Source organism: Haloterrigena gelatinilytica (assembly GCF_013342145.1).
In the GTDB taxonomy this organism is placed as follows: Archaea; Halobacteriota; Halobacteria; order Halobacteriales; family Natrialbaceae; genus Haloterrigena; species Haloterrigena gelatinilytica.
In genome coordinates, this window is sequence record NZ_JABUQZ010000001.1 from 2,115,351 (window position 1) to 2,130,871 (window position 15,521).

At 68.5% G+C, this 15,521-nt stretch carries 13 protein-coding genes; 4 read left to right on the forward strand and 9 right to left on the reverse strand.

All coding sequences use genetic code 11. The features are described 5' to 3' along the window. Positions 1 to 17: 17 nt before the first annotated feature. From HTZ84_RS10765 to HTZ84_RS10780, 4 genes are all read right to left on the reverse strand, one after another. Positions 18 to 1,217, reverse strand: coding sequence for a hypothetical protein (locus HTZ84_RS10765; protein ID WP_174680676.1), 1,200 nt, complete (start codon positions 1,215 to 1,217; stop codon positions 18 to 20). Positions 1,218 to 1,647: 430 nt separating this feature from the next. After that, a complete protein-coding gene (locus tag HTZ84_RS10770) occupies positions 1,648 to 2,727 on the reverse strand; it encodes a DUF1616 domain-containing protein (protein ID WP_174680677.1) in 1,080 nt (359 codons plus the stop codon). Positions 2,728 to 3,056: 329 nt separating this feature from the next. Beyond that, complete coding sequence (locus tag HTZ84_RS10775; protein ID WP_217468214.1) at positions 3,057 to 4,223, reverse strand: winged helix-turn-helix transcriptional regulator; 1,167 nt, start codon at positions 4,221 to 4,223, stop codon at positions 3,057 to 3,059. A gap of 123 nt (positions 4,224 to 4,346) precedes the next feature. Further along, the gene (locus HTZ84_RS10780; protein ID WP_174680678.1) at positions 4,347 to 6,440 is read right to left on the reverse strand and encodes a hypothetical protein; all 2,094 of its coding nucleotides are present in this window, start codon (positions 6,438 to 6,440) and stop codon (positions 4,347 to 4,349) included. 160 nt (positions 6,441 to 6,600) lie between these two features. On the opposite strand from HTZ84_RS10780, the gene HTZ84_RS10785 reads away from it, so the two are divergent. From HTZ84_RS10785 to HTZ84_RS10800, 4 genes are all read left to right on the forward strand, one after another. Continuing rightward, positions 6,601 to 8,073: a DUF58 domain-containing protein gene (locus tag HTZ84_RS10785; protein WP_174680679.1), complete on the forward strand. Its 1,473-nt coding sequence runs from the start codon at positions 6,601 to 6,603 to the stop codon at positions 8,071 to 8,073. Continuing rightward, positions 8,070 to 8,606 (forward strand): hypothetical protein, encoded by a 537-nt coding sequence (locus tag HTZ84_RS10790; RefSeq protein WP_174680680.1) that lies wholly within the window; start codon positions 8,070 to 8,072, stop codon positions 8,604 to 8,606. The genes HTZ84_RS10785 and HTZ84_RS10790 overlap by 4 nt, the downstream gene beginning before the upstream one ends. Then, positions 8,596 to 9,588, forward strand: a complete 993-nt coding sequence (locus HTZ84_RS10795) for a hypothetical protein (protein ID WP_174680681.1) — start codon at positions 8,596 to 8,598, stop codon at positions 9,586 to 9,588. Before HTZ84_RS10790 ends, HTZ84_RS10795 begins: the two co-directional genes overlap by 11 nt. 154 nt (positions 9,589 to 9,742) lie before the next feature. Next, positions 9,743 to 11,239, forward strand: a complete 1,497-nt coding sequence (locus HTZ84_RS10800) for a sodium:solute symporter family protein (protein ID WP_174680682.1) — start codon at positions 9,743 to 9,745, stop codon at positions 11,237 to 11,239. Positions 11,240 to 11,348: 109 nt separating this feature from the next. Here HTZ84_RS10800 and HTZ84_RS10805 read toward each other — a convergent pair whose 3' ends face one another. From HTZ84_RS10805 to HTZ84_RS10825, 5 genes are all read right to left on the reverse strand, one after another. Then, complete coding sequence (locus tag HTZ84_RS10805; protein WP_174680683.1) at positions 11,349 to 12,380, reverse strand: AAA family ATPase; 1,032 nt, start codon at positions 12,378 to 12,380, stop codon at positions 11,349 to 11,351. Next, a complete protein-coding gene (locus tag HTZ84_RS10810) occupies positions 12,377 to 13,501 on the reverse strand; it encodes a DUF4350 domain-containing protein (RefSeq protein ID WP_174680684.1) in 1,125 nt (374 codons plus the stop codon). The genes HTZ84_RS10805 and HTZ84_RS10810 overlap by 4 nt, the downstream gene beginning before the upstream one ends. Before the next feature lie 67 nt (positions 13,502 to 13,568). Further along, positions 13,569 to 13,832, reverse strand: coding sequence for a hypothetical protein (locus tag HTZ84_RS10815; protein ID WP_174682571.1), 264 nt, complete (start codon positions 13,830 to 13,832; stop codon positions 13,569 to 13,571). Between the two features lie 153 nt (positions 13,833 to 13,985). Further along, positions 13,986 to 15,167, reverse strand: a complete 1,182-nt coding sequence (glmU, locus tag HTZ84_RS10820; RefSeq protein ID WP_174680685.1) for a bifunctional sugar-1-phosphate nucleotidylyltransferase/acetyltransferase — start codon at positions 15,165 to 15,167, stop codon at positions 13,986 to 13,988. 93 nt (positions 15,168 to 15,260) lie between these two features. Further along, positions 15,261 to 15,491, reverse strand: coding sequence for a hypothetical protein (locus HTZ84_RS10825; RefSeq protein WP_174680686.1), 231 nt, complete (start codon positions 15,489 to 15,491; stop codon positions 15,261 to 15,263). Positions 15,492 to 15,521: the final 30 nt, after the last annotated feature.

The following is a 15,521-nucleotide window of genomic DNA, read 5'->3' on the forward strand; positions in this document are numbered from 1 at the left end:
CGTCTTCGGTCGCCGGCCTAGAGTTCGCCGACGCCGACGAACGTGTACGGTTCGGGCACGTCGAAATCGCCGTAGACGACGAGCGGTCGTGACCGGTCGCCCTGCAGCGAGCGCCGGACCCGTCCGGGAACGAACTCGGCGCGGACGGTCCCGTCCGAGACGTCGACGCCGTCCGCGGTCGCGGCGTCGTTCGCCCACGGGGTCCCCGGTATCGGCGGTGAGACGGGCGAGTAGGGGGCGAGCCGGACCGAATCCGGATCGATATCCGACGCGGAAACGATCCGTTCGTCCGCGGCCAGCGAGAACGACGCCGTGAACCGACCGCCGCCCCGTCCGTGCGGAGCGCTGAACGAGGGGTCCACGGCGAGCGCGGCCGGAAGCGGCCGCTCCTCGCCGGCGACCTCGAGCCCGTTGTAATAGGCCTCGGTCACCGCGCCGTCCAGGGCGCCGGTGCCGATCCCCAGTCCGAGGACGGCGGCGTCGCCGCCGAACCGATCGGTGAGGTCCGAGACGGACTCGATACCGCCCGAGACCATCGCTATCAATCCGCCGATATCGGCGATATCGACGCCGCTACCGGCGAGCTGTCGCTGGAGCATCCCGAGGTCGAGCTCGCCCGCGTCGACCTCGATCGCCCGCCAGCCGTCCGCGGTCAGTTCGCTCGAGACCGCGCGCGTCTCCCACGTTCCGGACCGCTCGGCGTCGGCGCCGCGGACCGCGACGGCGAACGCGGTCGGCCCCGTCTGCAGGAAGAGAAACGCGTCGTCGGGCACGCGGCGGGTCGTCTCCGCGTCCTTGTAGTAGTCGTAGGCGATCGGTGCGTCGCCGCCGACAGCAGCGAGCGTGAGCGAGTCCGCTCGGAGGTCGATTCCCGCGGCGACGTAGTCGCGGGAAGACTCGCCGCGGGACGTCACGTGAACCGCAGCGTCTCGGCGCTCCCCCGACGGATCGCCGACCAGTTGCGTCTCGGTCGTGAGCGAACCGCTTCCGTCCGTATCGACGACGAACGCTTCGGTCCGCAGTCGGCCGAGAAGCCGTTGCGGTGACGCTCCCGAGCGCTCGTCGTCGGACTCGTACCGGCCCGTCGTCCCTCCGTCCTCGTCGCCGAGAACGGTCGGTCCGCTCGCGATACCGCCGAGAACGAGCCCCCCGAGACCGAGGAGCGTCGACCGTCGACCGAATCGTCGATCGGCGTCGTTCGCACTGGGATCTGTCATCCACACCTACCCATGGAGAAACCTGTCATAAACGCCCGTTATCGTCGGGCGGACGGTCTGTAATTACGAAATATGTTCGAACGGGGCGCCGTCGTCGCCGATGACGGCAGTTGCGATCCCGTTCGGTCGGATCGATTTTCGCGGTCGACGGTCGGTATCCGGACGGAATCGTTCAAGTGACGGTAATATGACCCTTACCGCCGCGAACGGACGACGGGAGCCGCGTACCCCGGTCGCGGTACGGAAACGTTCAGTTACGGGTGCCGGTTCGAAACGCACCGGCTCGACTCGAGCCCGACGGCCGCCAAAGAACCAGTAGTCGCTCGAGTACCTCTCCTCCGCGACCGCTGTCCGCTCGAGCACTCCTCTCCGCAATGGCCGTCCGCTCGAGTAGCTATCGTCTGCTGGCTGTCAGTTCCAGTCGGTTCCGTCACTCCTCGCTCACGTTGACCCAGAGGTGCGCCGAGTACTCCGTCGTGTCCGCCGACGGCTCCTCGGGGACGTCCCCGCCGGGGTAGAGCAGCCAGACGAGCCGAACGTTCTCCCCGGTCATCGTCGGCTCGAGCTCGTGTTGATGGTGCCAGCTCTCGTTGTGGCCGAGCCGGGTCTCGAACCGGTCGAGTTCGCGTTGCTCCTCGACGGTCGTCTCGTTGTCCGCGACCGAGACCCGCTGTTCGACCAGAACGGCGGTGTAGTCGACGGTCCGGTGTTCGTGGTTGTCGACCCCGAGGACGATCTCCTCGGATTCGCCCTGCGTGAACTCGGTCGGGTAGTTGTCGGCCGTGAGCTCGCCGTCGTCGTCCTCGGTGAGGATGTAGACGGCCGAGAACTGTTCGCCGTCGGGCGGCACCGCGACCGCGTAGCCGACGCTGCCGACCGCGAGCAGCAGGGAGAGGACCAACACGACGTTCAACGCGGCGTCCGCGCGGGTGTCCGGCTCGAGCAGTTCGGCGCGGCCCGCCGCGTACCACGCGCGGTAGGGTACCCGGAACCGCTCGTCCGGGGGAAGCTCCCACCGGCGAACGGCGGCGACGGCGGCCGCGCCGACGGTGAACACGCTGATGGCGAGCATGATCGGTCCCAGCCGGATTCCCCACGGCGTGAAATTCAACACGAGGCCGATCAGGGGGGTAACGGCGATACTGAGACCGAAGGAGAGGGCGACGCGTTCGATGCCGTCGATCCCCGACCGATCGTCGAGGAGGGGACCGACCGGGAGCGGGCCGCGATTCGCACCGTCGGCGAGGTCCCCGTCGCTATCGCCGTCGGCCTCCGGATCGCCGGTCGGATCGTCGCCGGCTTCGGGAAACAGCGCCGCGATGAACGCGTACCCGGGCACGAAGAGGACGAACGCGAGCCCGAGCGGGACGCGAAGCGACGTCTCGCGGAGCACGGGCGCGAGCGCGGCGACGTTCGTCAGGACCACGAGTGCGAACACGGCGGCGAGATCGGCCGGGAGCGTCCGAACCGGCCGCGGAAGCAGTGCCACCAGTGATCGCGTCTCAGCCATTGGCTGCTACGTACTGTGGACGTGCCCAAAAGCGAACCGATCGTCGCGTGCGACGGGTCGCCACGACCCGCTGTCGTCGCCACTCGCAGCCGTCGCTCGAGCGATCGGCGTCCGGCCCCCGACCGCTACCGACTATCGGAACCGGTGTACTAGCGCTGGCGACACGATAGCACTAGCGATACTAGTGCACTAGTGACTCTCACTCGAGCTAGTCCGCTAGTACTCTAGCACTAGTGGAGAGACTAGCGGAGTGATAGTAGCACAGGTCCGTCGCGACCGGCTGCGAGCCGACGAGTACGGCGGGCAGAAAACGTCCGTGAATCGGAGTCCTATACGGAGTTCGTCGAATTGCCGTCTCTCTCCGTGGCCGCACCGGTCGCGGTGACGTCGCGGAGCAGTCGCAGTTCCTCCTCCTCGCTGATCCGATCGGAGTGGACGCACGCGTGGACGATCTTGTGTGCGAGCTCGGGGTCGGCGAGCGCCGACGACTCGGTGCCGCCCTCCCGGTCGGTCGTCCCTCGCTCGCGGTCCTCGAGTTCGCGCTCGATCGCGGCCAGCCGGTCGGCGAGTTCGTCGACGCGGTCGGTCAGTTCGGCCAGTTGCGCGTCCGCGTCCGCGTCTGCCCGGTCGGTCGCGTCCGCGTCCGCGGGCGCTCGTTCCGACCGGGACGCGGACGAGTCGGTTCGCCGCCGCGTGCGATCGCTCGATTCGTCGCGGGACTCGTCGGCCGCGTCCCCGGAACCGTCGTCGCCGTCCCGCTCGCTCGCATCGGGGCCGTCGTCGCTGTCGTCGGCGTGGGGCATGCGTGTTTCCTCCTCGCCGTCGGACTCGAACAGCGGCGCGACGAGCGCGTTTCGGTCGGACCAGTCGAAGCCGTCGATCGAGTTGACGCGCTGACTGATCGTCGGGCTGCTGACGCCGAGCCTGTCGGCGAGCTCCGCCTGCGTCGCGTCGGGATGGTCGTAGATCGCCCGCAACGTCTCGCGTTGTTTCTCGGTCAGCGTCGATCGGTCGATGGGGAGGTCGGGTTCGCCGTCGCGAGCCGCGTTCCGTTCGGTCGGTGCCGGCCCCTCGGTCGTCGAATCGCTGGTGACTGCGGCGGTGGCGGTCTCCGACGCCGCCCCGCCGTCGGTCACCGTGACGTCGGGATCCGAGGGCCGTTCGTCGACCTCGGTCTCGTTCGACGGCGGGGCGGTGTCGTCTCCTGGCGGCTCGGAATCCACCGATTCCGCGCCGGTCACTGCTGTCTCGACACCGTTCGGTTCCGCGTCGTCCGTCGGCGACGGCTCGCTCGCCGAGCCGGCCGCCGGATCGCCGTACTCCTCGAGGACGCGTTCGACCGTCGACGTCGTGGCGCCGCTGACGGCGTCGGCGATCGCTTCCATCGACTCGTCCGGGTTCGCTTCCGCGTGATCGAGAATCTGTTTGTGGATGATTGCACGCGGCGCGTTCTGTTCGATATCGAGGGTTGCGTTCGAATCGGTGGTTTCACCCATCTACTCCGGTCCTATTCCGGAACGTCACTTATAGGTTTCCGGAGTTACACCCCCTATTCTTAGATTTATCACCTATAATAAAACGCGCTGAGGCCGCGAGCGGTACGCTAGGGTCGCTCTCCGCTAATCGTCAGCCGGACCGGTCCGGGTCGCCTCGGAACACAGTTCGCGAGCCCGCTCGAGGACCGCCTCGGCTTCGCGTTCGGAGACGCCGTCGGGCCCGAACGCCGCCCGTTCGTACCCCTCGGTGACGTCCCGGAGCGGGGCCGACTCCGTCTCGGCGTCCGCCGACCGATCGCTGTACCGGCGGTAGAACTCCCAGTGAGTCAGGGGACCGGACGCGGCGAACCGGGACTCGAGGGACTGCCGAACGGCGGCGTAGCAGTCCCGGACCGCATCGTTCGGATTGCCGCTCGAGAGCTGATCGCTCGCTCGCGACAGGAGCGTCCGAGACGAGACGGGGTCGGACGTCCCGGCCGTCGTCGGCGCGTCGTCGTCGGCCTCGTCCGGGTCGGTCGGTATCGGCGCCGACGCCGACGCTCGATCGCGATACCAGTAGCCGCCGGCGCCGACGGCCGCGACGAACAGTCCGAGCGCCAGCCAGGCCCACGTGGGCAACAGCGAGTCGGCGGACGTCGGGAAGGAGACCGTCGTCGCGGCCTCCGTCCGCGCCAGGTTGGTCCCCTCGTCGTCGTGGACGGCGACCAGTTGCACCTCGCCGGTGGCCGTCTCCTCGGGGACCGTGACCGAGGCGCCGAACGCGCCGTCCGCGTCCGTCGAGACCGTCTCGAGAACCGTCCCGTCGGCGACGAGTCGAACCGATTGCCCCTCGACGCCGCCGCCGGTCGCCTCGAGCGTGCCGTTGACCGTGACCTCCCGCTCGCCGGTGGGACTCGCGGAGACGGAGAGTTCGGGCTCCGTTTCCGCGACGGTGACCGTCGTCGAGGTGGCGACGCTCGCGAGCGCGCGATCCTCGAAGGGGAGGGAGATCCGGAGGTCGCGCTCGCCGGACGGGACGTCCGCCGGCACCGTCGAGTTCCCGGTGGTCGACCCGTTGCTGGAGCCGAAGAGTCCGATCGGCGTCCCGTCGACCGAGACGGCTACCGGGACGTCGTCGACCCGTTCGTCGCCGACGCGGAGGTCGTAGTCGACGTCGACGCGATCGCCGTACGCGACGGTGTCGGGCTCGACGTCATCGATCGCGATCGTCGGCTCGACCTGTTCGATATCGACCGGGACGCTGGTCTCGCTCCCGAGGTACGTCGATTCGTTCTCGGGGACGTACTCGACCGTCACCGAGTCGGCCGACAGCGGCACGGAGATCGGCCGGTACTCGAAATCGAACCACCCGCTTTCGTCCGTCTCGGTTCGGATCTCCTGATTCCCGACCTCGAGACGGATCTCCCGGTTCGCGATCGGCGTTCCGTTTTCGGTTTCGACCGTGCCGCTCGCGACGAGCGGGTCGGTAAACGAAATGTATTCGGACGTCGCCTCGATGCTCAGTTCCGTTTCGACGAACGACTCCTCGCGAATCGCCGCCTGTTCGGTCTGGACCTCCTCGTTTACGTCTTCGATCTCCTCGGCGGCGTCGGTCAGGTCGATATCGCTGTCGTTGCTGATCGAGTCGTAGTGGTCCTGGACGTTCTGACTCGAGTTCCCGATCTCCTCGGCCAGCGACTCGAGTTCGCGGGCGAGTTCGCGGGCGCGTTCCTCGTCGCCCGCTTCGCGCGCCGCCTCGTACTCTTCTTTCGTCTCCTCGTACTCGCTGACCGCCTCGGTCATTCGCTTCTGCTCGTTCTGCGCTTGGTCGAAGGCTTCGGCCCGTTCGGCGTCGCCGGTCACCTCGACGTACTGCTCGAGCCTGTCGCTGTACTCCTCTCCGACGAACTGGCTCGCGAGGTCGGCCTCGCCCTCGCTGAGCTGGATCGCCCCGTCTTCGAGCTGTCCCGACAGCCTGTCGGAGAGCCACCGCTCGAGTTCGGCCTGATCGGCCCCTTCGTCGTACTCGTCGGGATTGCGGTGGCGAACGGTGTCGTTGTCAGCGGCGTCGTCCCCGCCGGCGTCCGGCGCCTCCTGTTGGGCCGCGACGCCGGCCAGCGCCGAGCCGTCGTCGACGCTCCCCGCGGAAGCGGCGGCGATTCCGCCACCCGTCGCGCTCAACGGGAAGCAGACGAGCAGGAAGGCGAGGACGAGCGTTCGACCGACGGCGTTTGTCACAGGGGTTCGGTTCACCGCCCACGACAAAAAACTATTCTCTCTGCGAGGGTGACAGCTCGCGCTCGTCGGCGCGCCCGCATCCGACCGCGCCGGCCGAGCGCGTTCGCTGCAGCCGTCGAACACCAATACCTTCAACAAGATTCACGGAGACCGGTCGGACATGAAACCCACGCGTCGACTGTGGGCCGTCGCTTCCCTCGCGGCCTTTCTCGCGGGCGTCGCAGTCGTTACTGCCCGTCCGCTCCTCCTCGGCGGCGCCGGGCTGGTCGGCTCGTGGATCGTCGCGCGCCAGTATCGGTTCTACCGCACGCTCGAGGAGACGGTCGACGCGCTGGCCGTCGAGCAGTCGGCCGCCCGCGCGGGCGTTCGAACGGGCGAAACCGTGCCGGTCACGCTCTCGGCGAGGCTGGCCGCGCCGTCGCCGCTCGCCGTCGCGATCGAGGGCGGACTCCCGACGGCCGCCGCGGCCGACGACTCGCTCTCGCTGTCCCTCGATCCGACGACGTCCGCGACCACCCGAACGGTCGACGTCACGTGGCCGACCGCGGGCCACCACCGGTTCGACGAACCGACCGTGACCGCGACGGACGGATTCCTCCGCGAGACGGTGTCGCTCGGAACGGCCCCGACGGTCACCGTCGAGCCCCGCGGTCCGCGGACCATCCACGTCGGCGAGGGCGGCGATCGGATCACGATGGCCTACGGCGAACACGAGGCCGGTCGCCTCGGGTCGGGGATCGAGCCCGCGGAACTCCGCGAGTACATGCCCGGCGATACGGCCGATCGGATCGACTGGAAGGCCACGGCCAGGCTGGCGACGCCCCACGTCCGCGAGTACGAGGCCGAGACCGACCGGCGGACGCTACTGGTCGTCGATCACCGCGCCTCGCTGGCGACGGGGCGACCGGACGAAACCGAACTCGACTACCTCCGCGAGGTCGCGCTCGCGACGGCCGCGAGCGCGCACCGCCTCGGCGATCCCGTCGGACTGCGTACCGTCGGCGACGAGGGGATCACGTTTCGCCTCGACCCGACGACGACGCCGGTGGCGTACGATCGGATCCGGCGTCGGTTGCTCGACCTCGAGCCGACGGCCGATCCGTCGGCCGCCGGCGGAATCGACCGGGAGAGCCGGCGGAGGCGGACCCCGCCGCTCCGGAGCAGCGGCTTCACCGCGGCCGACGCCCGGGCGAAACGCACCGGCCTCGGTGACGACGACGACCGGTTCGCCGCGACCCTTCGCCCGTTCTACGCCGCGCGGGAGGGGTACCGCGAACGCATCGAATCGGACCCGCTCTACGGCGCCGTCAGGCGGGCCCACAGCGGTAACACCGAGGGGCTGTGGACGATCCTCTTCACTGACGACTCGCGGCCGGCGGAGCTCCGCGAAACGGTCAAACTCGCCCGCGGAAACGGCAACTCGGTGCTGGTGCTGCTCGCGCCGACGGTGCTCTACGAGCCCGACGGCCTCGCGGACGTCGAGGACGCCTACGATCGCTACGTCGAGTTCGAGGACCTGCGCCGGGACCTCGCCCGGATGTCCCGCGTGACCGCCCTCGAGGTCGGCCCGCAGGATCGCCTCTCGACGGTCCTCTCGGACGGACGCGCCCGCCCTCGAGGTGAGCGCGCATGAGCGCGACCCCGACGGCCGATCCGGCGACCCGGGGCGAACGCCCCCGGCCGACGATCGGTGCACTCGCCGTCCTCACCGCGGCGCTGGCGCTCCTCGCCGGGCCGACCGGCGCGGTGGCCGGGCTCGCGACGGCGCTGACCTGGTACGGGCTCGGGACGCCGTACGCGCTCGCGGCCGGACACGTCGTGCTCGCGGCCGCGTTCCCGGACGGGATCGGTCTCGAGACGTTCCTGCTCGTCGAACTCGCGTTCGTCGCGGTCCTGCTCGCCGCCGTCGTCCGGACCCCGACGGCGCTGCGAGACGCCGTCGTCGTCCTCGCCAGCGCGATCGCGTTCGTCGGGACGGGCTGGATCGTCGCCGACTCCCGCTCCGTCTGGACCGCCGCGGGGACGCTCCTCTTCCTCCTCGCGCTCGCGGCCTACGCCCTCCACCGGTACGAACTCGTCCGTCTCGGGCTCGTCCCCGACGCCGTCGACACCCCGCCGGACGCAAACGTAGACGCCGACGCCGATTCACCGACCCATGAGCAGTAACAACATCGACACGACCGAGTCGTCCGCGTCGCCGGCAGCCGCCTCGAGCACTGGCGCCGACGCGGACGCGGACTCAGAGACGGAGACAGCCACCGACGCGGAGGCGACGACCGACGACGGCCGTCGGGAACTCGCCGCGCAGGTCGAACTCCTCGCCGACGAGAACCGACGGCTGCGCGAGGAGTACGTCCGCGCCCGCCAGTCCCGGTATCGGGCCACCGCGATCGGTCTCGGCGCGATCGGGATCGTCGCCGCCCTGGGAAGCCTCGCCTTCCCCGACGCGCGGGAGGTGCTCGTCGCGCTCGGGGCGACCGGGCTCTTCGGCGCCCTGCTGACCTACTACCTCACGCCCAGCCGGTTCGTCGCGGCCGACGTGGGCGAACGCGTCTACACCGCCTCGACCGCGAACGTCGCCGCGATCGGCGACGAACTCGGCCTCCGCGACGAGCGGGTGTACCTCCCCGGCGAGACGGCGCCGGCCCGGCTCTACGTCCCCCAACACGCCGACTACTCGCTCCCCGACGAGCGCGCCGGCCCGATCGTCGTCGACGACGACTCCCGGGGCCTCCTGCTCGAGGCGACCGGGGCCGAACTCTTCCGGCCGTTCGAGCGGGCGCTGACCGGCGACCTCGCCGCCGACCCGGCGCCGCTGGCCGCCCAGTTGACCGACGGCCTCGTCGAGCAGTTCGAACTCGCGCGAAGCGCCGAGTCGGACGTCGACGCCGGCGACGGGCGCGCCACGATCGCGGTCAGCGACAGCGCGTTCGGCCCGATCGATCGCTTCGATCATCCGATCCCCTCCTTCCTCGCCGTCGGCTTCGCCGCCGGCCTCGAGCGGCCGGTCCGACTCGAGATCGCCCCGGGCGACGACCGGGCCGACTGGTTGGTCACCTGCCGGTGGGACCTCGAGACCGACCCCGAAGACGAGACGGCGGCCGGCGACGCGGAGTCGACGGCGGATGCGGAGGCGGCAGTTCAGTAGTCGAGGGAACGGAGCGAGTAGTCGCGGATCTGCGCCTTCTATTCAGTCAGAGCCGTTACCGCTACGGTTGAGACGCCTTGTCGCACCAATCAGCGCGTTGCACATCCAGCGGATATCATTAACCGCCGTACGTTCATGTGTAACTAATGCGACAATGATCGATCCGCTAGTCGCGGCGATGATCGCTTACTTCGTGATCACTATCGGTATCGCCTGGTGGTACGGGCGAGGAGCGGGTGCGGGCTACGTCGAGTTTACGCTTGCGGGGAAGAACCTCGACCTGCTCCCCTTCACGATGACGTATTTCGCCACGTTCGTCGGCGGGGGACTCACGATGGGAATTGCACAAAAGGCGTTCCTCGACGGCATCAGCGCCCAGTGGTACGCGATGACCCAAGGGATCGCTTGGATCACGATCTCGCTGGTGATCGGCTACCTCTACGCGTTCGACGTCGTCAGTGTCCCGGAACTCTTGGGGCGCGTCTTCGGACCGTCGACGAAATACTTCGCGGCTTTCGCCACGGTAATCGGGCAGATCGCGTTAACGGCGGGCCAGACGATCGGCATGGCGACGATCATCGCGACGGTCACTGAGATCCCACTTAACGTAGCGTTCTGGATGAGTACCGTCGTCTTCGTCGGGATCACGGTCTGGGGCGGGATGAATTCAGTGGCGTGGGCGGATACGCTCCACGGGATCATTATCATCGTCGGCATGGCTACCGCGATACCGATTTCACTCGCAAACACCGGCGGCGTCGGCGCAGTCACTAGCGGTCTTCCGACGGGCCATACCGACTGGTTCGGCGTGGGACTCATCCAGATCGGGACGTGGTATCTCCTGTATATCACCGTCGCCGGTGCACAGCAACACCTCCTCCAACGGACGTGGTCGGCGAAAGACGCCGACACGGCCAAGCGCGGCGTCTTTCTCGCCGGTCTCGTTATCACCGGCTACGGTATTCTGACCGCTACCGCGGGGCTAATTGCGTACGCGCAGGGCGCCGGGGTCGATTCCTCGATGGCGTTCGCGTGGACGCTACAAAATACCATGCACCCCGTTCTCGGCGGAATTCTGTTAGCCGCTGCTGTCGGAGCGGTGATGAGCGGGGCCGACTCGATGCTGCTCGCCGGCGCGACCACCTTCGTAAACGACATCTACGTGCCATGGCGGGGCGGGATGGAGAACGTTTCGCAGACGCACCTCGTGCGGGTAACGCGGGCAGTGATTCTGGTCTTCGGGATCGGCGCTGCGGTCATCGCACTCAGCGGCGTTGAAATCGTCGTTATCGACAACCTCGGAATGGGCGTCATGTCGGTGTTGTTCGCGGGCGTGCTCGCTCTGTTCTGGCAGCAGACGGATCGGCGAGCCGGTTTCCCCGGCCTGCTCGTGGGCGGAGCGGTCTTCATCGTCTGGCGGTTTCTTCTCGGGGAACCGGAATTCTTCGGCGAGGGATCGGTCGAGGCGGCAGTCCCGGGAACGCTCGCCGCACTAGTCACGATCGCCGTCCTCAGCTACGCGTGGTTCGGTAGCGAGACGTTCACAGTCGAGGAGATCCGGCACGCGGCGACACGTGACATGAACCGGTTCACCCAGCGGGATCTGATGACGAGCGATACTGATCCCGATGCGCCGTCCACGGATGATTGAACGAGGCTCGAATACTCTATACTGTGAACGGAGCGGCGTCTCGAGTCCGCCGACGAAAATCGAACGTCGAGAAACGAGTCGCCTATCGACGGGGACTGCCCTCGATCGACTACTCGCGCTTCGTTCCGCCGTCGCTCACCGGCTGGAGTTCGACGGCTTCGGCGCCCGGCGGCGTCACCGAGTCGACGATGTCCGCGACGACGTCGGCGGGCGCCACGTCGCTCAGGTCGGCGTCGGTGCTCAACACGAGCCGGTGGGCGAGGATCGACTCGGTCAGGGCCTTCACGTCGTCGGGGATGACGTACTCGCGGCCGTGGATCGCGGCCCGCGCCTTCGCGCCGTCGAGAAACGCCAGCGACGCGCGAGGCGAGGCGCCGTGGGTGACGTCGGGGTGGTCCCGGGTCGCCGCGACGAGGTCGAGGACGTACTCCTTGATCGGCTCGGCGACGTGAATTTCCGAGATGGACTCCCGCGCCGCGAGGAGGTCCGACACCGCGACGACCTGGTCGACGGTCTCGGGACCGAGGTCGGGGTCGGCGTCGAACCGCTCGAGCAACTCGCGTTCGTCCCCTCGACCGGGGATATCGACGGTGAGTTTGAACTGGAAGCGGTCGCGCTGGGCCTCCGGCAGCTCGAAGACCCCCTCCATCTCGATCGGGTTCTGCGTCGCGACGACCATGAAGGGCGTCGGTAGAGCCAGCGTCTCGCCCTCGATCGTCACGCGCCGTTCCTGCATCGCTTCGAGCAGCGCCGACTGGGTCTTCGGCGTCGCGCGGTTGATCTCGTCGGCGACGACCATGTTCGCGAAGATCGGTCCTCGCTGGAGTTCGAACGTGCCCTGGGACTCCCGGTAGACGTGGGTCCCCGTGATGTCCGCCGGCAGGATGTCCGGCGTCATCTGGATGCGGGTGTAGTCGAGGCCGGTCACGCGGGCGAACAGGTTCGCGAGCGTCGTCTTCGCGACGCCCGGAACGCCCTCGAGGAGGACGTGGCCCCGCGTAAACAGCGCGATCGTGAGGTGTTCGATCGCCGATTCGTTGCCGATCAGCACTCGGCCCATCTCCTCGCGGACGGCGTCGTAAATTCGCTCGGCGTCAGGTTCGCCCATTGGACTGCCGTCGACGGGGTCGTCGCCGTTCATTGATCGTCCGGTTCCATATCGTCACGGTTAAGCGCTGCTATCACGCGCCGGACACGATCCTCGTCCCAGTCGGGGTGGCGGTCCCGGAGCGCGGCCGCCCGACGCTCGTCGACGTCGTCCGCTGACGGCACGGCGACCGACGCGTCGGCCGGGTCGTTCCGGCGGGCGAGTCGCGTCCGGACGCGCTCGAGCGACGGCCGGAGGCGACGACGCGAGAGGGTCGCGATGCCGGCGATCCCCGCGGCGCCGAGGAGGACCTGCAACAGCGGCAGTTCCCGGACCGTCAGGACGGCGGCGGTCAACGGCGGCAGGTCCTCGGAGTGGGAGAGGTCGATGAGCACGTGGTCGGCGTCGGCTGACAGTCGCTGTAAGAACGCCGCGTTATCGGGTTCGTCGATCATCGCGTTGATGGCGATGCTCGGGTCCCCGACGACGACGACCTGCCCCTCCGAGACGTTCTCGACCGCCGCGACGGGATAGCTGTCGAGCGTCTCGTTATCGTCGAGTTCGTCGTTGCGATTGACGTCGCGGTAGGCGTACTCGCTGGTCCGGACGAGCACGGTCGCCTCCTCCTCGTCCGTCTCGAGCGCGGAGGCGTAGTTGAGCGTCAACTGGTCGACGCCCTCGGTGTAGGTGTGGTTCTCGACGCCGGTCGCGACCGGCATCGTCGGCCCGCGGTAGTACTCCTGTTCGTCCCGGAGCACGGCGCCGTCGGTCCGCGTCTCGGCGCCGACGTCGGCCAGCAGTCGGTTCCCGTTCGTCCCGAAGTTCTCGAGGACGACGAGGGTCCCGCCGTTATCGACGAACTGTCGGATTCGATCCACGTCCTCGTCCGCGTACGTCTCGTCGGGGGCGACGACGAACGCGACCGTCTCGTTGGGCTCGTAGTCGCCGTATCGGGCCGTGTCGCGGATCAGTTCGCTCTCGGCGCCCGACGCCGACGCGGTCTGCTGTCGGAGTTCGGACGTGCCGTCCCACGACGGATTATAGGGACCGAACGCGGCCGACGAGGTCGCGGCGGCGACGAGCAGCGCGACGACCACGGTGGCCGACAGCGCAGCGAGGAGCACGCGGGGCCAATCGAGCCCCCCGCCGTCGCGGAGCCACTCGCGGACGGTCATCGGCTCACCTCCGCTGGGACGTGAGAGCCCAACTCACTGTCGACCCGCGAGCCGTCGTCGACGATCGCTACCACGGCAACACCTCCGGCGGCAGGATCTCGAGGATACGGCGGACGACGACGGCCGCGAAGCCGACGAGGCCGAGCGCGATGAGCCACCGGAGGCGACGGCGCCAGTCGGGCGTGACCGCGAACGGCGCCGTCAGTTCGGTGACGATCAGCAGGCCGATCAGCGAGAGCACGAAAAACAGCTCGTAGGAGAACGATCCGAGTAGCGAAAGCACGAGCACGGCCGCGAGCATCCAGGCGAGCTGTCCCCGGATGAATCGCATGCGTCGATGTGTCGGCATCTAGTACCGGAGGCGACGCCGGCCACCGTAAACCCTCGGGGTTTCGCCGGCGGGTGGACGGGGCCGGTTCCGACGACGGCGATCGAGTCCCGACGGAACGCGAGCCGCGGCCCCCTTTGTGGCGAACTCGAGACCCTACCGGTCTCGCTCGACGCTCTCGCCGGGACGCGTCGTCGCGCCGGTCGTGAGTTTCAGTCCGGGCGAGAGACTCGAGTTGATGCCGGTCTTGACGCCGTCGCCGGCGACGACGCCGAACTTGCGCCGGCCCGTCGAGACGCGCTCGCCTTTCACGGTGAATTTAATATCCGCGTCGTCGTGGCGGAGGTTCGCGACGTTCGTCCCGGCGCCGAAGTTGACGTCGCGCCCGAGGACGCTGTCGCCGACGTACGAGAGGTGGCTGACCGACGTCCCGCGGGAGACGACGCTGTTCTTGACCTCGACGGCGTGGCCGACCGACGCGTCCTCGCCGATCAGCGTCGCGCCGCGGACGTAGGCGTTCGGTCCGACGGTCGCGCCCGAGCGGATCAGCGCCGGCCCTTCGACGACGACGCCCGGTTTCACCGTCGCCCCCTCCTCGACGACCACGTCGCCCTCGAGGTGGGCGTCGTCGCTGACCCGACCGTCGATCCGGCGGTCGAGGTCGGCGATCTTCCACTCGTTGGCCTCGAGGAGTTCCCAGGGGCGGCCGACGTCGAGCCACCGATCGAGCGTGACCGGCGTCACGTCGAACTCCTCGATCACGCTCGCCAGCACGTCGGTGATCTCGTGTTCGCCGCGCTCGCTTTCGGGGACCTCGAGCCACTCGCGGGCGCGTTCGGGGAAGGCGTAGGCGCCGGCGTTGGCGAGGTTCGTCGGCGGCTCCGAGGGCTTCTCGACGATGCCGGTGACCGAGTCGCCGTCGGTGCTGAGCACCCCGTAATTGCGCGGCTCGTCGACGGCGATCGCGCAGACGGCCGGACAGTGTTCGAAGAGTCGATCGACCGCGGCCGGATCGTAGAGGTTGTCGCCGTTCAGGACGGCGAAGGGACCGTCGATGTGTTCTCGAGCGGTGTTGACGGCGTGGGCCGTCCCGGCCTGTTCGGTCTGGACGGCGTAGGAGATCGGCACGTCGCGGTACTCGTCGCCGAAGTAGTCGCGGACGGTCTCGCCCTCGTAGCCGATCACGAGGACGATCTCGTCGGCGCCGGCGTCGATCGCCGCGTCGATCGTGTGGGCCACGAGCGGTCGGTCGGCCACCGGCAGCATCGGTTTCGGGATCGAATCCGAGAGCGGTCGAATGCGCGTGCCCTGTCCCGCTGCGAGAACGACTGCTTTCATACGTGCGGACGATTCCATGACCTCTCGGATAAGCAGTTCGCTACCTCGCAGGGAGATCCAGTTCGGCCGCTGACAGCAGGGCGTCGTCGACCCCTACTCGGACCGAGCCGCGGCGCGATCCTCGACGGTAAATCGCTTCACCGGCACCAGGACGATCACGAACGCGACCGCGGTGAGACCCATCGAGGCCAGCCTCGAACCCCACCGACTCGGGTCCGGAGATCCGGTCCGGTATATCAGGACGGCCTCGAGCGTCGCAGCGACGAGAACGCCGCTGACGATATCGCGCCGGTCGAGGGGGAGTCGCTCGAGTATCGAGCCCATAATACCGCTCGAACGCCCCAAGTAATAAAA